This is a genomic window from Marinobacterium nitratireducens (genome assembly GCF_014645375.1).
In the GTDB taxonomy this organism is placed as follows: domain Bacteria; phylum Pseudomonadota; class Gammaproteobacteria; order Pseudomonadales; family Balneatricaceae; genus Marinobacterium_A; species Marinobacterium_A nitratireducens.
Window position 1 is genome coordinate 234,057 of record NZ_BMLT01000009.1, and the last position, 15,856, is coordinate 249,912.

The window sequence follows — 15,856 nt, forward strand, 5'->3', positions numbered from 1 at the left end:
CGTCATGTTCTAAAGCACCAGCGCCAGGGTTACGCTGATGGCGATGAAGGACAGCACCGTGGTGGCCAGCAGGATGCTGGAACAGAGCTCCCGGTATCCGTAATTCCCGCCAACGATCGGGTAGACGCTCATCATCGGCATGGACGCCATCAGGATGGCGGCCGCTTTGAGCTGGGGGTCCATGCCGGGCACCAGCATGACCATCAGTGCGACGAGAAGCGGGTGCAGGATCAGCTTGCCGGCCGCAACTGTGCCGATTTCGGTCAGGTTGCCGCGCAGGCGGCTGCTCACCAGCGAGCCGCCTACCACGAACAGCGCGATGCTCGCCGAAGTGCGCGCCAGCATCTCCAGGCTCTGCTCCACCGGGCCCGGCAGTTGCAGTTCCAGCGCCGACAGCGTGATGCCGGCGGCGATGGCGATGATCAGCGGATTTCGGATTACCCGGACAAGGACGCCCTTCCAGGCCTCGGCGAGAGACATTCCGTTGCTGCGGCCGATGCTGTACTCGATCGTGACCAGCGCCAGCGGCACGACGATCATGTTTTCGATGATCAGGCACATCGCGAAGGCGTTGGTCGGAGGATGCTCGAACGTGAGCAACAGCACCGGATAGCCGAAGAAGGCGCTGTTGGAGATCGACATGCCGAGGGCCTTGACCCCGCTGCCGGTCAGGTTGTCGTGCAGCAAATGCTTGCTGATCAGGATGCCGAGCACCAGGGCGATGATCGAGGCGCTGCCGTAGACCAGCATGTAGGCCGGATCGATAACGCTGGCGAATTCCATTTTCCCCAGGGTGCTGATGATCAGGGCCGGGAGGGCGAAATACAACACGAAGTGGCCGAGGCCCGGGATCGCTTCCTGAGGCATCAGCGCGGTTTTGACCGCCGTGAAACCGAGGGCGATGAGCAGGAAAATGGGGGCCGTCGTGGTCAGGACCTCGAGCATCTTTTCTCTCCGTGATTCGTCTGGCGGCCTGCAGCTCGGGCCGGGGAAGGCAACAGCACCGCAGCTGGACTGTTCCGTATCGCTATTCTGAAGCCCCGGGCAGGGATGTAAATTGACTTTTCCCCCGGGTGTTATATCGCTTTTCCTATGACATGCCGTGGTGATCGGCGGCTTCGCGGATTGCGTTCATCAGCAGTTGCAGCATCGGGGTCGGCGTGGCATCGGCGCGGGTGGTCAGCCCGACGGGGCCCTGGGTGTCGACGGTGTCGATGGGCAGTTCGACGAATTCACCGGTCGACAGCTCATGCGCCACGACGCCGCGGGAGATGAGCCAGATGGCGTCGGTCTGGCGGATATATTCCTTGCCGAAGGAGTCGGAGATGGTTTCGACGGAATCCTTCGGTGTGGCGGTGCCCAGGGCCAGCAGCAGTCGCTCGATGGCCGGCGCTACCGCCGACTCGGGTGACGGGCGCAGCATGGTGTAGTCGCTGATCGCGGCAATGTTGAGGGCGCCATCGCGTGCCAGTGGATGTCGATTGCGAACCACGAAGGCGACGCGCTCGGAAAACAGGTATTGGAACGCCAGGCCGGACATCAGATCGACCGCGCCGAGGCGGCCTACCACCAGGTCCAGGGCGCCGACGCGCAGCTGGTTGAGAAGCTGGCTGTTCGGGCCCGAAACCAGGTTGAGGGTCACCCCCAGGTCGCTGTCGTACAACGACTTGACCGCATGGGGCATGATGCTGGTTGCGACAGTTGGCAGTACGCCGACGCTAAGGCGGGTCTTGCCCTTCTGGCGGGCCTGGGCAATGCTGTCGGCGCCTTCGCGCAATGCCGCGACACTGGCGCTGGCGTACTTGAGAAACACCTCGCCGAACTGGGTCAGTTCCACGCCTTTCTTGCTGCGCTCGAGCAGGCGGACGCCCAGCATCTCCTCCAGTTCCTTGAGTTTCTTCGAGACCGCCGGTTGTGTCAGCGCCAGCATATCCGCGGCGCGCCCGACGCTGCCCTGGCGCGCGACTTCCAGGAAACACTGTAGATGGCGGTATTTGATGCGATTCTCTAGCATGGGGTGTTCCAATAAATAAAGGGTACTTTCTGCAACGTTGATCGCATAACCAATTCGATAAATTATAAGCCTTTGATATCGGATAGTATATTGCTAACGATATATAAACGCCTCCAATATTCATTTCCAACTCGCCGTCAGCGGGTCTAATGTTAATGCCCTAGTCTAGGTTTAGTGTGCCTTGGCGGCTCGGTTCGAGCGCCGGCGCGATGCAACAAGCAACAATGGGATGCAGCACATGAAAACGGCACTGGCCACGGTCACCATCTCCGGAACCCTGCGCGAAAAGCTACTGGCTGCGGCGAGGGCCGGGTTCGACGGTATCGAAATCTTCGAAAACGATCTGACCCAGTTCGACGGCACGCCGGCCCAGGTGCGCCGCATGGCGGAGGATCTCGGGCTCGAAATCATCGCGCTGCAACCCTTCCGGGATTTCGAGGCGATGCCGGAGCCCTGGCGCAAGCAGAACTTCTACCGTGCGCAGCGTAAATTCGAACTGATGCACGAGCTCGGCACGAAGCGCATGCTGATCTGCAGCAATGTCTCGCCGCATGTGATCGACGATCGTGCGCGGGCGGCGGCGGATCTCAATGAGCTGGCGGAGCTGGCGCGGGGCGAGGGCTTCATGCTGGGCTACGAGGCGCTGGCCTGGGGCCGCTATGTGGCGGACTACGATGTCGCCTGGGATATTGTCCGGCGCGCCGATCACGACAATCTCGGCATCGTGCTGGACAGCTTTCATATGTTCGCCCGCGGCAATACGCTGGACTGTCTTCGCAACGAGATCCCGATCGAGAAGATCGCGCTGGTGCAGGTGGCCGATGCGCCGCGTCTGCAGATGGAGGTGCTGCACTACAGCCGCCACTTCCGCTGCTTCCCCGGCCAGGGCGACCTGCCGGTGGTGGAGTTCGTGCAGTGTCTCAAGGACAAGGGCTTCAAGGATTATCTGTCGCACGAGATCTTCAACGACGAATTCCGGTCATCGTCACCGCTGGAGAAGGCGGTCGACGGCATGCGTTCGCTGATCTGGCTGGACGATCAGACCCGGCAGCAGTCGGAGGCGCCTGAAATCACCGACGTCGAATTCATCGAGTTCGCCGTCGAGGGCGACAGCGGCGAGGAGCTGATCGGCCTGCTGCAGCGACTCGGCTTCCGGGAAACCCACCGGCACCGCTCCAAGAATGTCAGTCTTATGCGCCAGGGCGATATCAATCTGGTGCTGAACCGCGAGCCGCAAAGTCAGGCCCACGAGCATTACCAGTCCCATGGCGTTTCGGTTTGCGCGCTGGCATTCGCCACCACAGACCTGGCGCAGACGCTGGACCGGACCGAACGCTACCGCAGCAGCCGCTTCGCCAACCAGGCGGGCCCCGGCGAGCTGAATATTCCGGCTATCCGCGGCATCGGTGACAGCCTGGTCTATTTTGTCGAGCGGCGCGGCAGGTTCCGCTTTTTCGACATCGACTTCGTGCCGACCGAACCGTCGGCGTCGCCGGATGCAGGCCTTAAGTGCATCGACCATGTTGGCCAGACCGTATCCAATACCGATTTTCTTTCCGCGGCGTTCTTCTACAAGTCGCTGTTCGGCTTCGATATCGAAGCCAGTACCGATCTTCCGGATATCTATGGCCTGGTGGTCAGCCGCGTTGCGGTCAGTCCCAATGGCCGGGTACGCATTCCGATCAATATGACCGCGGCCCGCGAAGCGTCGGCACAGCGCTTTATCAGCAAGTCGAAGGGCTCGGGAGTGCAGCAGATCGCCTTCGGTTGCGATGATATTTTCGCCGCCGCCGAGGCGGTCGGCGCCGACAATATGCTGCCGATACCCGACAACTACTACCGCGACCTCGATGCCCGCTTCGCGCTGGCGCCCGAGCTTCTCGAGCGTCTGCAGCGCCTGAACGTGCTCTACGATCGCAACGAAGACGGCGAGTTCTTCAACTTCTATACCCGCGAGGTACACGGCGTCTTCTTCGAGGTGGTGCAGCGTGTCGGCGATTATGGTCGCTATGGCGAAGCCAATGCCCATATCCGTCTGGCCGCACAGGCGCGTGAGTACCGCCGTGAGGGCGATTTGTAGGACCGGTGCTCTCGCCGGGAACGGGCGCCGCACAGATAGGCCGGTAGAATTCGCGACGGGGCGTCGCTCCCACGAGGGCTGTAGGACCGGCGCCACGCCGGGAGCGGGTGTCGCACGGATAGGTCGGTAGAATTCGCGATGGGGCGTCGCTCCCACGAGGGCTGTAGGAGCGGCGCCACGCCGGAAATGGGTGTTGTAGGACCGGCGCCCTCGCCGGGAACCTTCAATGCCTTATCGAGTTCTCGACGAGAATATTGCTCAGCTTGCGTACCACCCGGGCCAGATCCCGGGCCAGGTTCAGCGTCATGATGCCGAAGTCGAACGGGTGCTTTTCATGCAGTTCGGCAAAGAGGGCGGAGGTTATCTCGAGCACGATGCTGTCTTCGCGAGCCACCGCTCTGCCAACATGCTCGTGTAGCGCGATCATCGCGACGAAGCCGACTTCGCCGCCGGGCAGCGCGGTGCGGGTGTAGGCATAGTCGCCCTGGTGTTGCTTGTAGAAATCGACCGCTCCCTGGCAGACGATGAAGAAGCTGTCGCCGGGGTCGCCGTAGGCGAATATTTCCTCGCCTTCGCCCACCCGGAATATCTTGCCATTTTCCAGCAGAAAGGCGATCGCGCCCTGGGATATGGCGCCGAAGATAGAGCCGCTCTGCAGCCAGTCGGGATGCAGTTGCTCGCCTATTACACTTTGGGATAGCGGTTCCACGTTGTCGCTCTTCTTGTCTTGTCCCGGTTTGGTGGTCTGCTGTTGCCGACCGCTTGTCTTGGGCATATCGTGCATCGGGGTGAAGCGTAACAGCAGGCGACCGGCAAACGGTTTCCGGTAAATCCCGAAAACCCTTGATTACCACTTTAACAATAGCCTGATTATGGCTGTTGTGGCGATTGTTGTGACGGGAAACGTCGAGCGGGATCGGGAGCGGGGCACTCAGGAAGTGAACGTCCCGCCGTTGCGGCAGGACGTCCGTGCAGCCGGCTTCTCAGGCGAACTCTTCGGTGTCGATTTCGACCTGCTGGGCGGCGCTGTAGCGGGGCCCGGAAACCGTGTTCTGGTTGATCAGCGCCTCGACCCGGGCGATGACGCCGGTCTCCAGGCGAACCTGGTCCGCTTCCAGGTTTTCATGCATGTGGTCGATCAGGCGGGTGCCCGGAATCGGGACCACGAAGTCGCCCTTGCTGCGCAGCCAGGCCAGCGCAAGCTGGGATGGCGTACAGCCGGCGTCCCGTGCGATGGCCACGTAGTCGTCCAGCAGCGCCAGGTTCTTCGGATAGTGCTCGGCGTTGAAGCGCGGCATGTTGTTGCGGATATCCTTGGGTTCGAGGCTGGCGATATCCGTCAGCGTCGCGCTCAGGTAGCCCCGTGCCAGCGGGCTGAACGCCACCAGTGCGGTGTTGGACTCGCGGCAGGCGTCGAGAATGGCGATCTCGGGGTTGCGGGTCCAGAGTGAATACTCGGACTGGACCGCGGCGATCGGGTGAACCGCCTGGGCCCGGGTCAGGGTCGCGGCCGACACTTCCGACAGGCCGATGGCGCCGATCTTGCCTTCCTCGACCAGGCGCGACAGGGCGCCGACGCTGTCCTCGATCGGCACCTGCGGATCGAGACGGTGCAGATAATAAAGATCGATCGAGTCTGTCTGCAGCCGGCGCAGGCTGGCTTCGCACTGGCTTCTGAGCGTTTCGGGGCGGCCGTCGATTTCTTTCTTGCCGCTCTCCTGACCGATCGCCATGCCGCACTTGCTGGCCAGAAACAGCTGCTGGCGCTTGTCTTTCAGCACCTTGCCGACCAGGGTTTCGTTGGCGCCGCCGCCGTAGAGAGTGGCGGTATCGAAGTGGCGGTAACCCATGTCGAAAGCCGCGCTCAGCGCCGCGGCGGCGTCCGGCTGCGACAGTGGCGAGCCGTAGGCGTGGGAGAGGTTCATGCAGCCCAGGCCGATACCAGGGCTTGAGAAGTAGGGGTTGTCAATCTGCATCGGTTGGGACCTTTGTTGAATGGTGAGGCCTGTTGCGGCGACGCCTGGCAGGTGATGCGTGACAAGTCACCCGTCACCTATCACGCGTCACCAACCAATCAACCTTCCTGCAGGCACTGCTCCAGACGGTGCAGGGTCTCCATTGCCGGCAGGCACTGGGCAACGCTGGCATTGGGCTCGCGGCCTTCGCGGATGGCGGCGATGAACTCGCGATCCTGCAGCTCGATACCGTTGTTGGATACGGCAACGCCGCTGAGGTCGATCTTGTTCTCGTGACCGTCGACCAGATCGTCATAACGGGCGATATAGGTGCCGTTGTCGCAGATGTAGCGGAAGAAGGTGCCCAGCGGGCCGTCATTGTTGAACGACAGCGACAGGGTGCAGATGGCGCCGCTCGGTACCTTCATGCCGATGCTCATGTCCATGGCGATGCCCAGCTCCGGGTGGACCGGTCCTTCCAGCGCCTGAACCTTGCTGGCGGTTTCGCCGGTCTGGTACTGGAACAGGTCGACGGTGTGGCAGGCGTGGTGCCACAGCAGGTGGTCGGTCCAGGAGCGCGCCTGGCCCAGGGCGTTCTTGTTGGTGCGGCGGAAGAAGTAGGTCTGTACGTCCATCTGCTGCACTTTAAGCTCGCCGGCCATGACCTTGTTATGGATCCACTGGTGGCTGGGGTTGAAGCGGCGGGTATGGCCTGCCATGGCGACCAGGCCGGTGCGCTTCTGGGTCTCGACCAGTTTGCGCGCGTCCTCGACGTTGTCCGCCATGGGAATTTCGACCTGCACGTGCTTGCCGGCTTCCAGGCACTGGATGGCCTGGGAGGCGTGCAGCTGGGTCGGGGTGGCCAGGATGACCGCATCGACGTCGTCACGCGCCAGGGCTTCGGCCAGGTCGGTGCAATAGTGGCCGACGCCGCGTTCTTCGGCAAAGGCGCGAATCACGTCTTCCTTGGTGCCGACAACGGAGGTGACTTCGGCGCCGTCGATAGCGGCGATGGCATCCATGTGCTTCATGCCAAAGGCGCCCGAAGCGCCTGCGATACAGATTCTCATCAGATTTCTCCTCAACTTGGTCGGGTTCGTCTTGTACGGTTCAGCCGGAGCGCCCGCCAAGGCGTTCCAGGATGGTGTCGGCCTGCAGGATCAGGTCGGTGCTGCTGTCATCCAGCTGCATGTCGCCGATGCGCTGTTGCCAGGCGGTGGTGGCGCGGGCCATGTCGTTGGCCATGCCGAGTTCGGTCAGGGTTGCGGTCACTTCCTGCATTTCGGCGGCGCGACGAATGCCATGACGCCGCATGCGCTCGAGGTTGTAGCCGGCGCGTGGGTACCAGTCAAAGCCGGGAAAGCTCTTGTCCAGCGATGCCAGTATATTCTCCTCGACGCCGGCGCGGCGGGCCGCCAGAAAGCACTCGGCGCTGAGCGCTTCCATGCCCTTGATCATGATGCTGCGCAGCATCTTGACCGTCGATGCCGCGCCAACGGCGCCCGGCATCAGCTTGGCGTTCATGCCGAGCCCTTCAAGCAGCGCCTGCTGTTGCGCCGCCTGTTCGCCGGCGACGAGCAGTGGTGTGCGCTGCCGGGCAGGGTGGATCGGCGCCATCACCGCGACATCGCCGTAACAGGCGCCTGTCGCTGCGATGAGCCGGGCCGAGTCCGCCTTGCAGCCCGGTGAGCAGGAATTGCAGTCGAGATACTGCTGCCCGGGGGCCAGCAGCGGGGCCGCGCTGCGCGCCGCAGCGGCCGCCTGGTCGGCGGTCACCAGCGAAAAGATCAGTTCGGCGCCATCGATTGCCTCGGCGAGGGTGGCACAGGCGGTGGCGCCGGCGGCATTGCAGTCTGTCAGCAACTGCTCGCGAATGGCGTCGTCGTCGCTGTCGGATTTGATGTCGAAGGCGCGCATTTCGATGCCTGTGTGCGCTTCGCTCAGCCCCGCTGCAATCGCGCTGGCGGCTTCGCCGAAACCGATAAATGCAAGGCGTTGGGGGGCTGTCGAGGGCATTGAGGTCGCTCCGGCTGGCGTTCGGTGGCTTGTCAGTCTGAAGTCAATCTAGCACCGGGGTGGGGAGCTGAATAATTAAATCTGGTTTTCAGGTATTCAATTTTTGCATAGCGCGCTTTGCTATCAATGCTCGGCGTAGCGGCTGGCCGCAGCGCGCAGCATTTCCAGGAACTCCTTTTGGGAAGGGGTGGGCTGCCAGTTCTGGCGCAAGGTGATACCGATAGGGCGTCGTGTATGACTCAGGGCGAAGGGGAGCACGCAGAGCATGCCCAGTCGCAGTTCGTGTTCGATCTGGTGGGTTGAAACCAGCGTCAGCCGGTCGCTGCCACGCAGTAGTTCGCGGATAAGTATTTGCGAACTGGTTTCCACCAGCCGGTGGGGCGTCGGCAGCCCCTTGTCGACGAACAGCGAGTCGAAGAAGGCGCGCGTCGGCGTACCGCTCGAGGGAACCACCCATGAATACCCGGCCAGTGTTTCGATATCCAGATGTCTGGCGGACGCCAGCGGGTGGCCCTTGCGTGCGACGATCGCCAGCGGAGGCGCCAGCAGTTCCTCCTGCACGATATCGTCGGCAGGCGGCGGGAAGCGCAGCGCGCCGACGAGAAAGTCGAGGTCGCCGTGGCGCAGATGCTGCAGCAGGTCGTTGTAGGGCGCATCGACGACATTGATTCCGATATCCGGGTGGGCGGCGCAGAATCGAATGAGCACGTCGGGCAGAATGGAGGTTCGGGCCAGCGGCATGCTTCCAAGGACGATCTTGCCCACCTCTCGCGAGCGCAGCGCGCTGATCTCGTAATAGCCCTGGCGGATCTCGGCGAAGCCGAGTTTGACGGCCCGCGCCAGTGCCTGACAGGGCTTGGTGGTGTTGATGCCGGTGCTGGTCTTCTCGAACAGCGTTACTGCCAGCTGTTGCTCGAGCTCCCGTGCGGCGCGGTGCAGCGACGATTGCGAGACGCCGAGGTTGCGGCTGGCGATGGTGAAGTTCTGCGCTTCGCTGACCGCCACCAGTGCCTTGAGCTGGGTAGTGGTGAGCAGCGGCATGATCTGTGCCGCCGGCACCGGCCGGCTGCCGGCACGGTTTTTCAGGGCTTCGCGGATGCCACGTTCGATGTAGTCCATGCAGCGCCGGACACGGTTGTGCCAGACCTTGCCGGACCGGGTGGGAAACATGCCGTCGGAATGGCGTTCGAACAGCTCCGACTCCAGCAGGGATTCCAGTTTTGCAATCGCCTGGGTGATGGCCGGCTGCGACAGGAAAACCCGCGGCGCGGCCTTGCTGATGCTCTTGCACTCGGCCACCTCGAGATACACGCGCAGGTGTCTCAGGTTGGGAATGGGGATGCTCATGGGGTTATTGGCGCTCTGTTGAAATTCAGGTGCTATATCAAAATTTAATATCAATGCGGGCAAATTGAAATGGTCACCCAGGGGCTGCCGGGTCAATACTGTATGGCATCGACGGGAAGCGCCGGCGCTGCCGGTGCGCCTCGCGCAGTTTCCGAGCGTCGCGCCCAGGGCTTAAGTTGGCTGCTGTGGCCGGGTGCGATTCAGACCGACCCCAAAAAAGAGAGACCCGCAATGATCATCGATTGTCATGGCCATTACACCACCACGCCGCCGCAGGTAGGCGAGTACCGGGAAAAGCAGAAAGAGGCGGTCGCCAAGGATCCTGCCTACGTCGGTGAAAAGGGCACTATCAGCATCAGCGACGACGAAATTCGCGAGAGCATCGTGAACAACCAGCTGCGCCTGCAGCAGGAGCGCGGCACCGACCTCACCATCTTCTCGCCGCGTGCCAGCTGGATGGGACATCATATCGGAAATGAATATACCAGCCAGTTCTGGACCGAACATCAGAATGACCTGATCCGCCGCGTCTGCGACCTCTTTCCGAACAACTTCGTACCGGTTGCGCAGCTGCCGCAGTCCCCCGGCGTGGACCCCGCCAAGTCGGTGCCGGAAATCATCCGTACCGTGGAACAGATGGGTTTCATCGGCATCAACCTGAACCCCGATCCGAGCGGCGGTCACTGGAACGGCTCGTCGCTGGCGCACCGCGACTTCTACCCGATCTACGAGAAAATGGTCGAGTACGATATCCCGGCCATGGTCCATGTCAGCGCGTCCTGCAACGACTGCTTCCACACCACCGGATCGCACTACCTCGGCGCCGACACCACCGGTTTCCAGCAGCTGATGATGTCCGACGTGTTCAAGGACTTCCCGGAACTGAAGATCATCATCCCGCACGGTGGCGGCGCGGTGCCCTACCACTGGGGCCGGTTCCGCGGTCTGGCGCTGGATCAGGGCTTTGATCTCGAAGAGCGGGTGCTGAACAACGTCTATTTCGACACCTGCGTCTACCACCAGCGCGGTATCGATCTGCTGCTCGACATCATCCCGACCAAGAACATCCTGTTTGCGTCCGAGATGATCGGCGCGGTGCGTGGCATCGACCCGGAGACCGGGCACTACTTCGATGACACCAAGCGCTACATCGACGGCAACAAGGCGCTGAGCGCCGAACAGAAGCAGGACATCTTCGAGCACAACACCCGTCGCGTGTTCAGCCGCCTGCAGATCCCCGCCTGATCAGAGAGGATACAGAGACATGAGACAGAATGTAGTTGTACAGAACATCGAACGCGCTGATCAGGCGATCATCGACGGCCTGGCCGAGTGCGGTGTCGCCACCGTCCACGAAGCCCAGGGGCGCGTCGGCCTGCTGGCGCATTACATGCGTCCCATTCAGCAGGACAAGTGCGTCGCAGGCTCTGCGCTGACCATCTCCGGCGCCGCCGGCGACAACTGGATGATGCATGTCGCGATCGAACAGTGCAAACCGGGCGACATGCTGGTGTTCGCGCCGACTTCGCCGTCGGTGCACGGCTTCTTCGGTGACCTGCTGGCGACGTCCGCCCAGGCGCGCGGGGTGGTTGGCCTGATCATCGACGGCGGCGTGCGCGATACCCGCGACCTGCGTCAGATGGATTTTCCGGTCTGGTCCAAGGCGGTGTTCGCCGAAGGCACCATCAAGGAAACCCTGGGCTCGGTCAACGTACCGGTGGTCTGCGCCGACGCTCTGGTCAATCCGGGCGATATCATCGTCGCCGACGATGACGGCGTCGTGGTGGTGCGTCGCGAGCATGCGGCCGAGGTGCTGAAAGAATCCCGCGAGCGCATGGCGCGTGAAGAAGCCAAGCGCGTGCGTCTGGCCAACGGCGAACTGGGCCTGGACATCTATGACATGCGCCCGCGCCTGAAAGAGAAGGGCCTGAAATATGTCTGACGGCATCCGCTGCATGTGGATGCGGGGCGGTACCTCCAAAGGGGGGTACTTCCTCGCCGATGACCTGCCGGCCGATGCGGCCGAGCGCGATGCGGTGCTGCTGCGCGTGATGGGATCGCCGGACGAGCGCCAGATCGACGGCATGGGCGGCGCCGACCCGCTGACCTCCAAGGTCGCGGTGGTGAAGCGCTCCGAGCGCGACGACGCCGATGTCGACTACCTGTTCCTGCAGGTGTTCGTCGATCAGGCAATCGTCACCGATGCCCAGAACTGCGGCAATATCCTCGCAGGTGTCGGCCCCTTCGCCATCGAGCGCGGCCTGGTCGCGGCGCAAGACGGTGAAACCGAAGTGCGCATCTTCATGGAAAACACCGGCCAGATCGCGATTGCGCGGGTTTCGACACCGGGCGGCCAGGTCAGCTATGTCGGCGATGCCCGCATCGATGGCGTACCCGGCCAGTGCGCGCCGCTGCCGATCACCTTCGCCGATACCGCAGGATCGAGCTGCGGCGCCTTGCTGCCGTCCGGCAATACCGTCGATGTCATCGACGGTATCGAGGTCACGCTGATCGACAACGGCATGCCGGTGGTCATCCTGCGTGCGGCCGATATGGGCATCAGCGGCCAGGAATCGCGCGAAGAGCTCGAAGCCAACGATGCACTGCGCGCCAGGCTCGAGTCGATCCGCCTTCAGGCCGGCCCGTTGATGAACCTTGGCGACGTCAAGGACAAGTCGGTACCGAAGATGACAATGGTCAGCGCCGCCACCCGCGGCGGGGCGTTGTCGACCCGGACCTTCATTCCGCATCGTTGCCATGCGTCGATCGGCGTGCTCGGCGCGGTCAGTGTCGCCACCGCGGCGGTGCTGCCGGGGTCGCCGGCTGCGGAAGTCGCCAGCGTGCCCGAGGGCAACCGCAAGTCGCTGGCGGTGGAGCATCCGATCGGTGAAATGACCGTGATACTGGATATCGACGAGGCCGGCAACCTCGGGCCTGCGGCGCTTCTGCGTACCGCGCGCAAACTGTTCGATGGCGAAGTTTTCGCCCATAACAACTGAGAGAGTGGGGCAGCATCATGATGGATCCCGATTACCTTCCGTTTCACCCGAACCCCAGCAAGCCGGCTTTCAAGGCGCCGGCCGGTGCGGTCGATGCGCACTGCCACGTGTTCGGTCCGGCGGACAAGTTCCCGTACCACCCCAAGCGCAAGTACACCCCCTGTGACGCGCCCAAGGAAAAACTCTTCGAACTGCGTGACTACCTCGGTTTCGAGCGCAACGTCATCGTTCAGGCGTCCTGTCACGGCACCGACAACGCGGCGCTGATCGACGCGCTGGAAACCGCCGGCGAGCTGGCCCGCGGCGTTGCCGTCGTCGATCCGGCGATTACCGTCGAAGAGCTGGAGGCGATGGACAGGGCTGGCGTGCGCGGCGTGCGCTTCAACTTCGTCAAGCGTCTGGTCGACTCCACACCCAAAGAGGTGTTCCTGTCGGTCGCCGAGAAGATCAAGCCGCTGGGCTGGCACATCGTGGTGTACTTCGAGGCACCGGATCTGGAAGACCTGATTCCGTTCCTCAACGAACTGAACACCACCATCGTTGTCGACCATATGGGTCGTCCGGACGTCGCCAATGGTGTCGATCATCCCGATTTCCAGCGTTTCATACAGCTGATGCGCGACAACGACAAGATCTGGACCAAGGTGTCCTGCCCGGAGCGGCTGACGCTGACGCCGCCGGATTACAGCGATGTGGTGCCGTTCGCCAGGGCCCTGGTCGAGCAGTTCCCTGACCGCGTGCTATGGGGTACCGACTGGCCGCACCCCAACATGAAGTCGCACGCACCGGACGACGGCAAGCTGGTGGATGTGATCCCGCAGATCGCGCCGACCGCAGAGCTGCAGCAGAAGCTGCTGGTCGACAACCCGATGCGGTTGTACTGGGAACGTTGAGGTTTATCGACCGGCGGCTTGGCCGGCCGCGAACGCTCGCCCGGGTCATCCCGGGCGTTTGCACATATTAGGCGTCATAGCGGTCTGATCCGGCGTCAGCCGACTCGGGCGCGCAAAACCAGGCAGACGCATCCCCCAGCAGGAGGGTACAACCATGACTGATTACAAAATGAGGCCGGTTGAAGGCACCATTCATTTCGATGGTGCCCAGGCGACCAAGGGTTTCAACTTCAACAAGATGTGTTTCTCGTTCAACAACGAAGAGGCGCGTCAGGCATTTCTGGCAGATCCGGAAGCCTACATGGAGCGGTTCAAGCTCTCTGAGGAGTTCAAGCAGGCTCTGCGCGACAAGGATCTGAACAAGCTGCTCGAACTGGGTGGCAGCATCTACTACATGGCGAAACTGGCCGGTATCTTCGGCTGGAACATGCAGGTGATCGGAGGCATGCAGTCCGGCCGCACCACCGAAGAGTTCCAGGCATATCTCGAGAGTCAGGGCAGGGGGAAAACAACCAATGGCTAAAGTAATCGGTGGTATTACCACGTCTCACATTCCCGCCATCGGTGTTGCGATCGACAAGGGGCTGGAAGACACGCCGTATTACCGTGACCTGTTCGCGACCTACCCGCCCATTCGCGAGTGGCTGAACGAAGAGAAGCCGGATATCGCCGTGCTGTTCTACAACGACCACGGTCTGGAAATGTGGCTCGACAAGAAGCCGACGTTTGCGATTGGCTGTGCGCCGCAGTACGAAAACGCCGATGAGGGCTGGGGCATCAAGCCCATCCCGCCTCTGACCGGTGAAACCGAACTGAGCTGGCACATCGTCAATCATCTGATCGAGAACGACTTTGATCCGACCGTGTGTCAGGACATCAAGGTGGATCACGGCGCCACCGTGCCCATGACCCTGCTGTGGCCAAACCACAACTACCAGGGTATCAAGGTGATTCCGGTGGCGATCAACTGTGAACGTCACCCGATGCCCAAGCCAAGCCGCAGCTACGCCTTCGGTAAGGCCATTGGTGATGCCATTCGTTGCTGGGATCAGGATGCCAAGGTGGTGCTGCTGGGTACCGGTGGTCTGTCTCACCAGTTGGATGGTCCGCGAGCAGGTATTCTCAATGCTGAATTCGACAACTACTGCATGGACAAGCTGGTTTCCGATCCCCAGGAGCTGTGCAAATTCAGCAACGTTGAGCTGATCGAAAAAGGCGGCGCGCAGATGGTGGAACTGGCCATGTGGCTGGCCATGCGCGGTGCGCTGGGCGAAGGTGTGCCAGAAGAGCGCCTGCGTAATTACGTATCGCCGATCTCCAATACCGGCGTTGGCGTGCAGCTGCTGATTCCGCAGGACTGAGCCGGACTCCCCAATCGGGGGTGTGCAAAAAGCGCAAAGCGGTGCCCGAAAGGGCACCGCTTTATTTTTTCTGTCTTTTCTCGAGCCGATCGAGCCAGCCTTCGGATGCAGGTTGCGAGTTGAGCATGCGGCTGGCGATGCGGGGCTGCCTGCTCGGCAACGTGCGCGAAGAGCATCGCTCCTGCCTGGCACCCTGGCACCGGTCTCGAATATCGACACCGGCGTCGGCGCTCAGCAGCAGCTGCTGAGCCAATACTCCACCCCTTCGCACCCGGCGGCGGCAGCCGGATGCCCGACGGTCGGCCCTCGCAGGCTTGCGCCGTTCTGCCTCTCCAGCATCTTCCTTGCCTTCAGGTTCCGCTGAATCGTCATTTTTGTACGCTTCAATTAGGGACGTTTTTTGCCTTTGCTGACCGTCTGGGCAATAAAGTAAATCAAGTTTTATACAAAAGGTTCAGGTTATCGATTCTATTAATGAATTTTTATAAAAAGGCGTTCTTTTGCCACTTTTTTATAAAAGTTAAAGGTTATCGGAGCTATAAATTATTCAGTATATCTATAAGGGCCTGTCCAAAAATGTCAAAAAATTGTCCCTTTGACCCCTCGACGGCAACATTTGAAACACATACATTAAGTCGAACTAAACGCAGGCCACGGCTGTTCCGGACGTCCGTTTCTTTGTCAAAAGACATCTGGGTGTCGCATTTGACCACCCCCGGACAGGCTGTGCACGGCATAATCGGGCGCATTCTGAATGACTGCCCGTCGGTGGACTGCAGCAAAAATTCAAAGCGTGACCAGGGTGTTTGAACCCCGTCACGAGAAATTTAATTAAAACCTTTGGTATTTGGAGAGACTACGATGCGAATAGGCGTCCCGAAGGAGATCGACGAAGGGGAAAAGCGCGTCGCGTTAACCCCGGAAGTCGCGACTCAGCTGCAGAAGCTCGGCTTCAGCCTCGCTATCGAATCCGGTGCTGGCCTCGAAGCCAGCTTCGATGATGATCAGTACCGCGCCGCTGGCGTCGAGGTCGTCGAGGACCCGAAAGAGCTGTGGCATTCGTCCGACATCGTGATGAAGGTGCGCCCGCCGAGCCCGCACCCGGAGCTCGGCTTCTACGGCGTCGAACTGATGGGCAAGGGCCAGACCCTGATCAGCTTCCTGTATCCGGCGCAGAACCCGGAGATGCTC

Annotated in this window: 14 protein-coding genes and 1 pseudogene; 8 read left to right on the forward strand and 7 right to left on the reverse strand. The window is 61.5% G+C overall.

All coding sequences use genetic code 11. From position 1 onward, the window contains the following. Window positions 1-9: 9 nt before the first annotated feature. Together IEX85_RS17720 and pcaQ are read right to left on the reverse strand one after the other, a co-directional pair. Window positions 10-945, reverse strand: a complete 936-nt coding sequence (locus IEX85_RS17720; RefSeq protein WP_188861945.1) for an AEC family transporter — start codon at window positions 943-945, stop codon at window positions 10-12. 145 nt (window positions 946-1,090) lie between these two features. Next, window positions 1,091-2,014, reverse strand: coding sequence for a pca operon transcription factor PcaQ (gene pcaQ / locus IEX85_RS17725; RefSeq protein WP_188861946.1), 924 nt, complete (start codon window positions 2,012-2,014; stop codon window positions 1,091-1,093). A 238-nt stretch (window positions 2,015-2,252) separates the two neighbouring features. Between pcaQ and IEX85_RS17730 the strand changes: the two genes are divergently transcribed. Further along, window positions 2,253-4,094 carry a bifunctional sugar phosphate isomerase/epimerase/4-hydroxyphenylpyruvate dioxygenase family protein gene (locus tag IEX85_RS17730; RefSeq protein WP_188861947.1) on the forward strand — a complete coding sequence of 614 codons (1,842 nt, stop codon included), beginning with the start codon at window positions 2,253-2,255 and terminating at the stop codon, window positions 4,092-4,094. A 223-nt stretch (window positions 4,095-4,317) separates the two neighbouring features. Here IEX85_RS17730 and IEX85_RS17735 read toward each other — a convergent pair whose 3' ends face one another. From IEX85_RS17735 to IEX85_RS17755, 5 genes are all read right to left on the reverse strand, one after another. Further along, complete coding sequence (locus tag IEX85_RS17735; RefSeq protein WP_188861948.1) at window positions 4,318-4,869, reverse strand: cyclic nucleotide-binding domain-containing protein; 552 nt, start codon at window positions 4,867-4,869, stop codon at window positions 4,318-4,320. 208 nt (window positions 4,870-5,077) lie between these two features. Continuing rightward, entirely contained in the window at window positions 5,078-6,070 is a 993-nt protein-coding gene (locus IEX85_RS17740; RefSeq protein WP_188861949.1) for an aldo/keto reductase, read from the reverse strand. 98 nt (window positions 6,071-6,168) lie between these two features. Continuing rightward, a complete protein-coding gene (locus IEX85_RS17745) occupies window positions 6,169-7,119 on the reverse strand; it encodes a Gfo/Idh/MocA family oxidoreductase (RefSeq protein WP_188861950.1) in 951 nt (316 codons plus the stop codon). A gap of 40 nt (window positions 7,120-7,159) precedes the next feature. Next, window positions 7,160-8,065 carry an NAD(P)-dependent oxidoreductase gene (locus tag IEX85_RS17750; protein WP_188861951.1) on the reverse strand — a complete coding sequence of 302 codons (906 nt, stop codon included), beginning with the start codon at window positions 8,063-8,065 and terminating at the stop codon, window positions 7,160-7,162. A gap of 123 nt (window positions 8,066-8,188) precedes the next feature. Further along, window positions 8,189-9,412, reverse strand: coding sequence for a LysR family transcriptional regulator (locus IEX85_RS17755; protein ID WP_188861952.1), 1,224 nt, complete (start codon window positions 9,410-9,412; stop codon window positions 8,189-8,191). 231 nt (window positions 9,413-9,643) lie between these two features. Here IEX85_RS17755 and IEX85_RS17760 point away from each other — a divergent pair, with 231 nt between their 5' ends. From IEX85_RS17760 to pntA, 7 genes and pseudogenes are all read left to right on the forward strand, one after another. Next, window positions 9,644-10,657 carry an amidohydrolase family protein gene (locus IEX85_RS17760; protein WP_188861953.1) on the forward strand — a complete coding sequence of 338 codons (1,014 nt, stop codon included), beginning with the start codon at window positions 9,644-9,646 and terminating at the stop codon, window positions 10,655-10,657. 19 nt (window positions 10,658-10,676) lie between these two features. Then, complete coding sequence (locus tag IEX85_RS17765) at window positions 10,677-11,354, forward strand: 4-carboxy-4-hydroxy-2-oxoadipate aldolase/oxaloacetate decarboxylase (RefSeq protein WP_188861954.1); 678 nt, start codon at window positions 10,677-10,679, stop codon at window positions 11,352-11,354. Next, window positions 11,347-12,411: a 4-oxalomesaconate tautomerase gene (locus IEX85_RS17770; protein ID WP_188861955.1), complete on the forward strand. Its 1,065-nt coding sequence runs from the start codon at window positions 11,347-11,349 to the stop codon at window positions 12,409-12,411. Before IEX85_RS17765 ends, IEX85_RS17770 begins: the two co-directional genes overlap by 8 nt. Window positions 12,412-12,428: 17 nt before the next feature. Continuing rightward, window positions 12,429-13,304 carry an amidohydrolase family protein gene (locus IEX85_RS17775; RefSeq protein ID WP_229721993.1) on the forward strand — a complete coding sequence of 292 codons (876 nt, stop codon included), beginning with the start codon at window positions 12,429-12,431 and terminating at the stop codon, window positions 13,302-13,304. Window positions 13,305-13,458: 154 nt separating this feature from the next. After that, entirely contained in the window at window positions 13,459-13,827 is a 369-nt protein-coding gene (locus IEX85_RS17780) for a protocatechuate 3,4-dioxygenase (protein ID WP_188861956.1), read from the forward strand. Further along, window positions 13,820-14,665 (forward strand): class III extradiol dioxygenase family protein, encoded by an 846-nt coding sequence (locus tag IEX85_RS17785; protein ID WP_188861957.1) that lies wholly within the window; start codon window positions 13,820-13,822, stop codon window positions 14,663-14,665. Before IEX85_RS17780 ends, IEX85_RS17785 begins: the two co-directional genes overlap by 8 nt. Before the next feature lie 861 nt (window positions 14,666-15,526). Then, window positions 15,527-15,856: pseudogene (pntA, locus tag IEX85_RS17790) on the forward strand (Re/Si-specific NAD(P)(+) transhydrogenase subunit alpha); the annotation flags it as partial.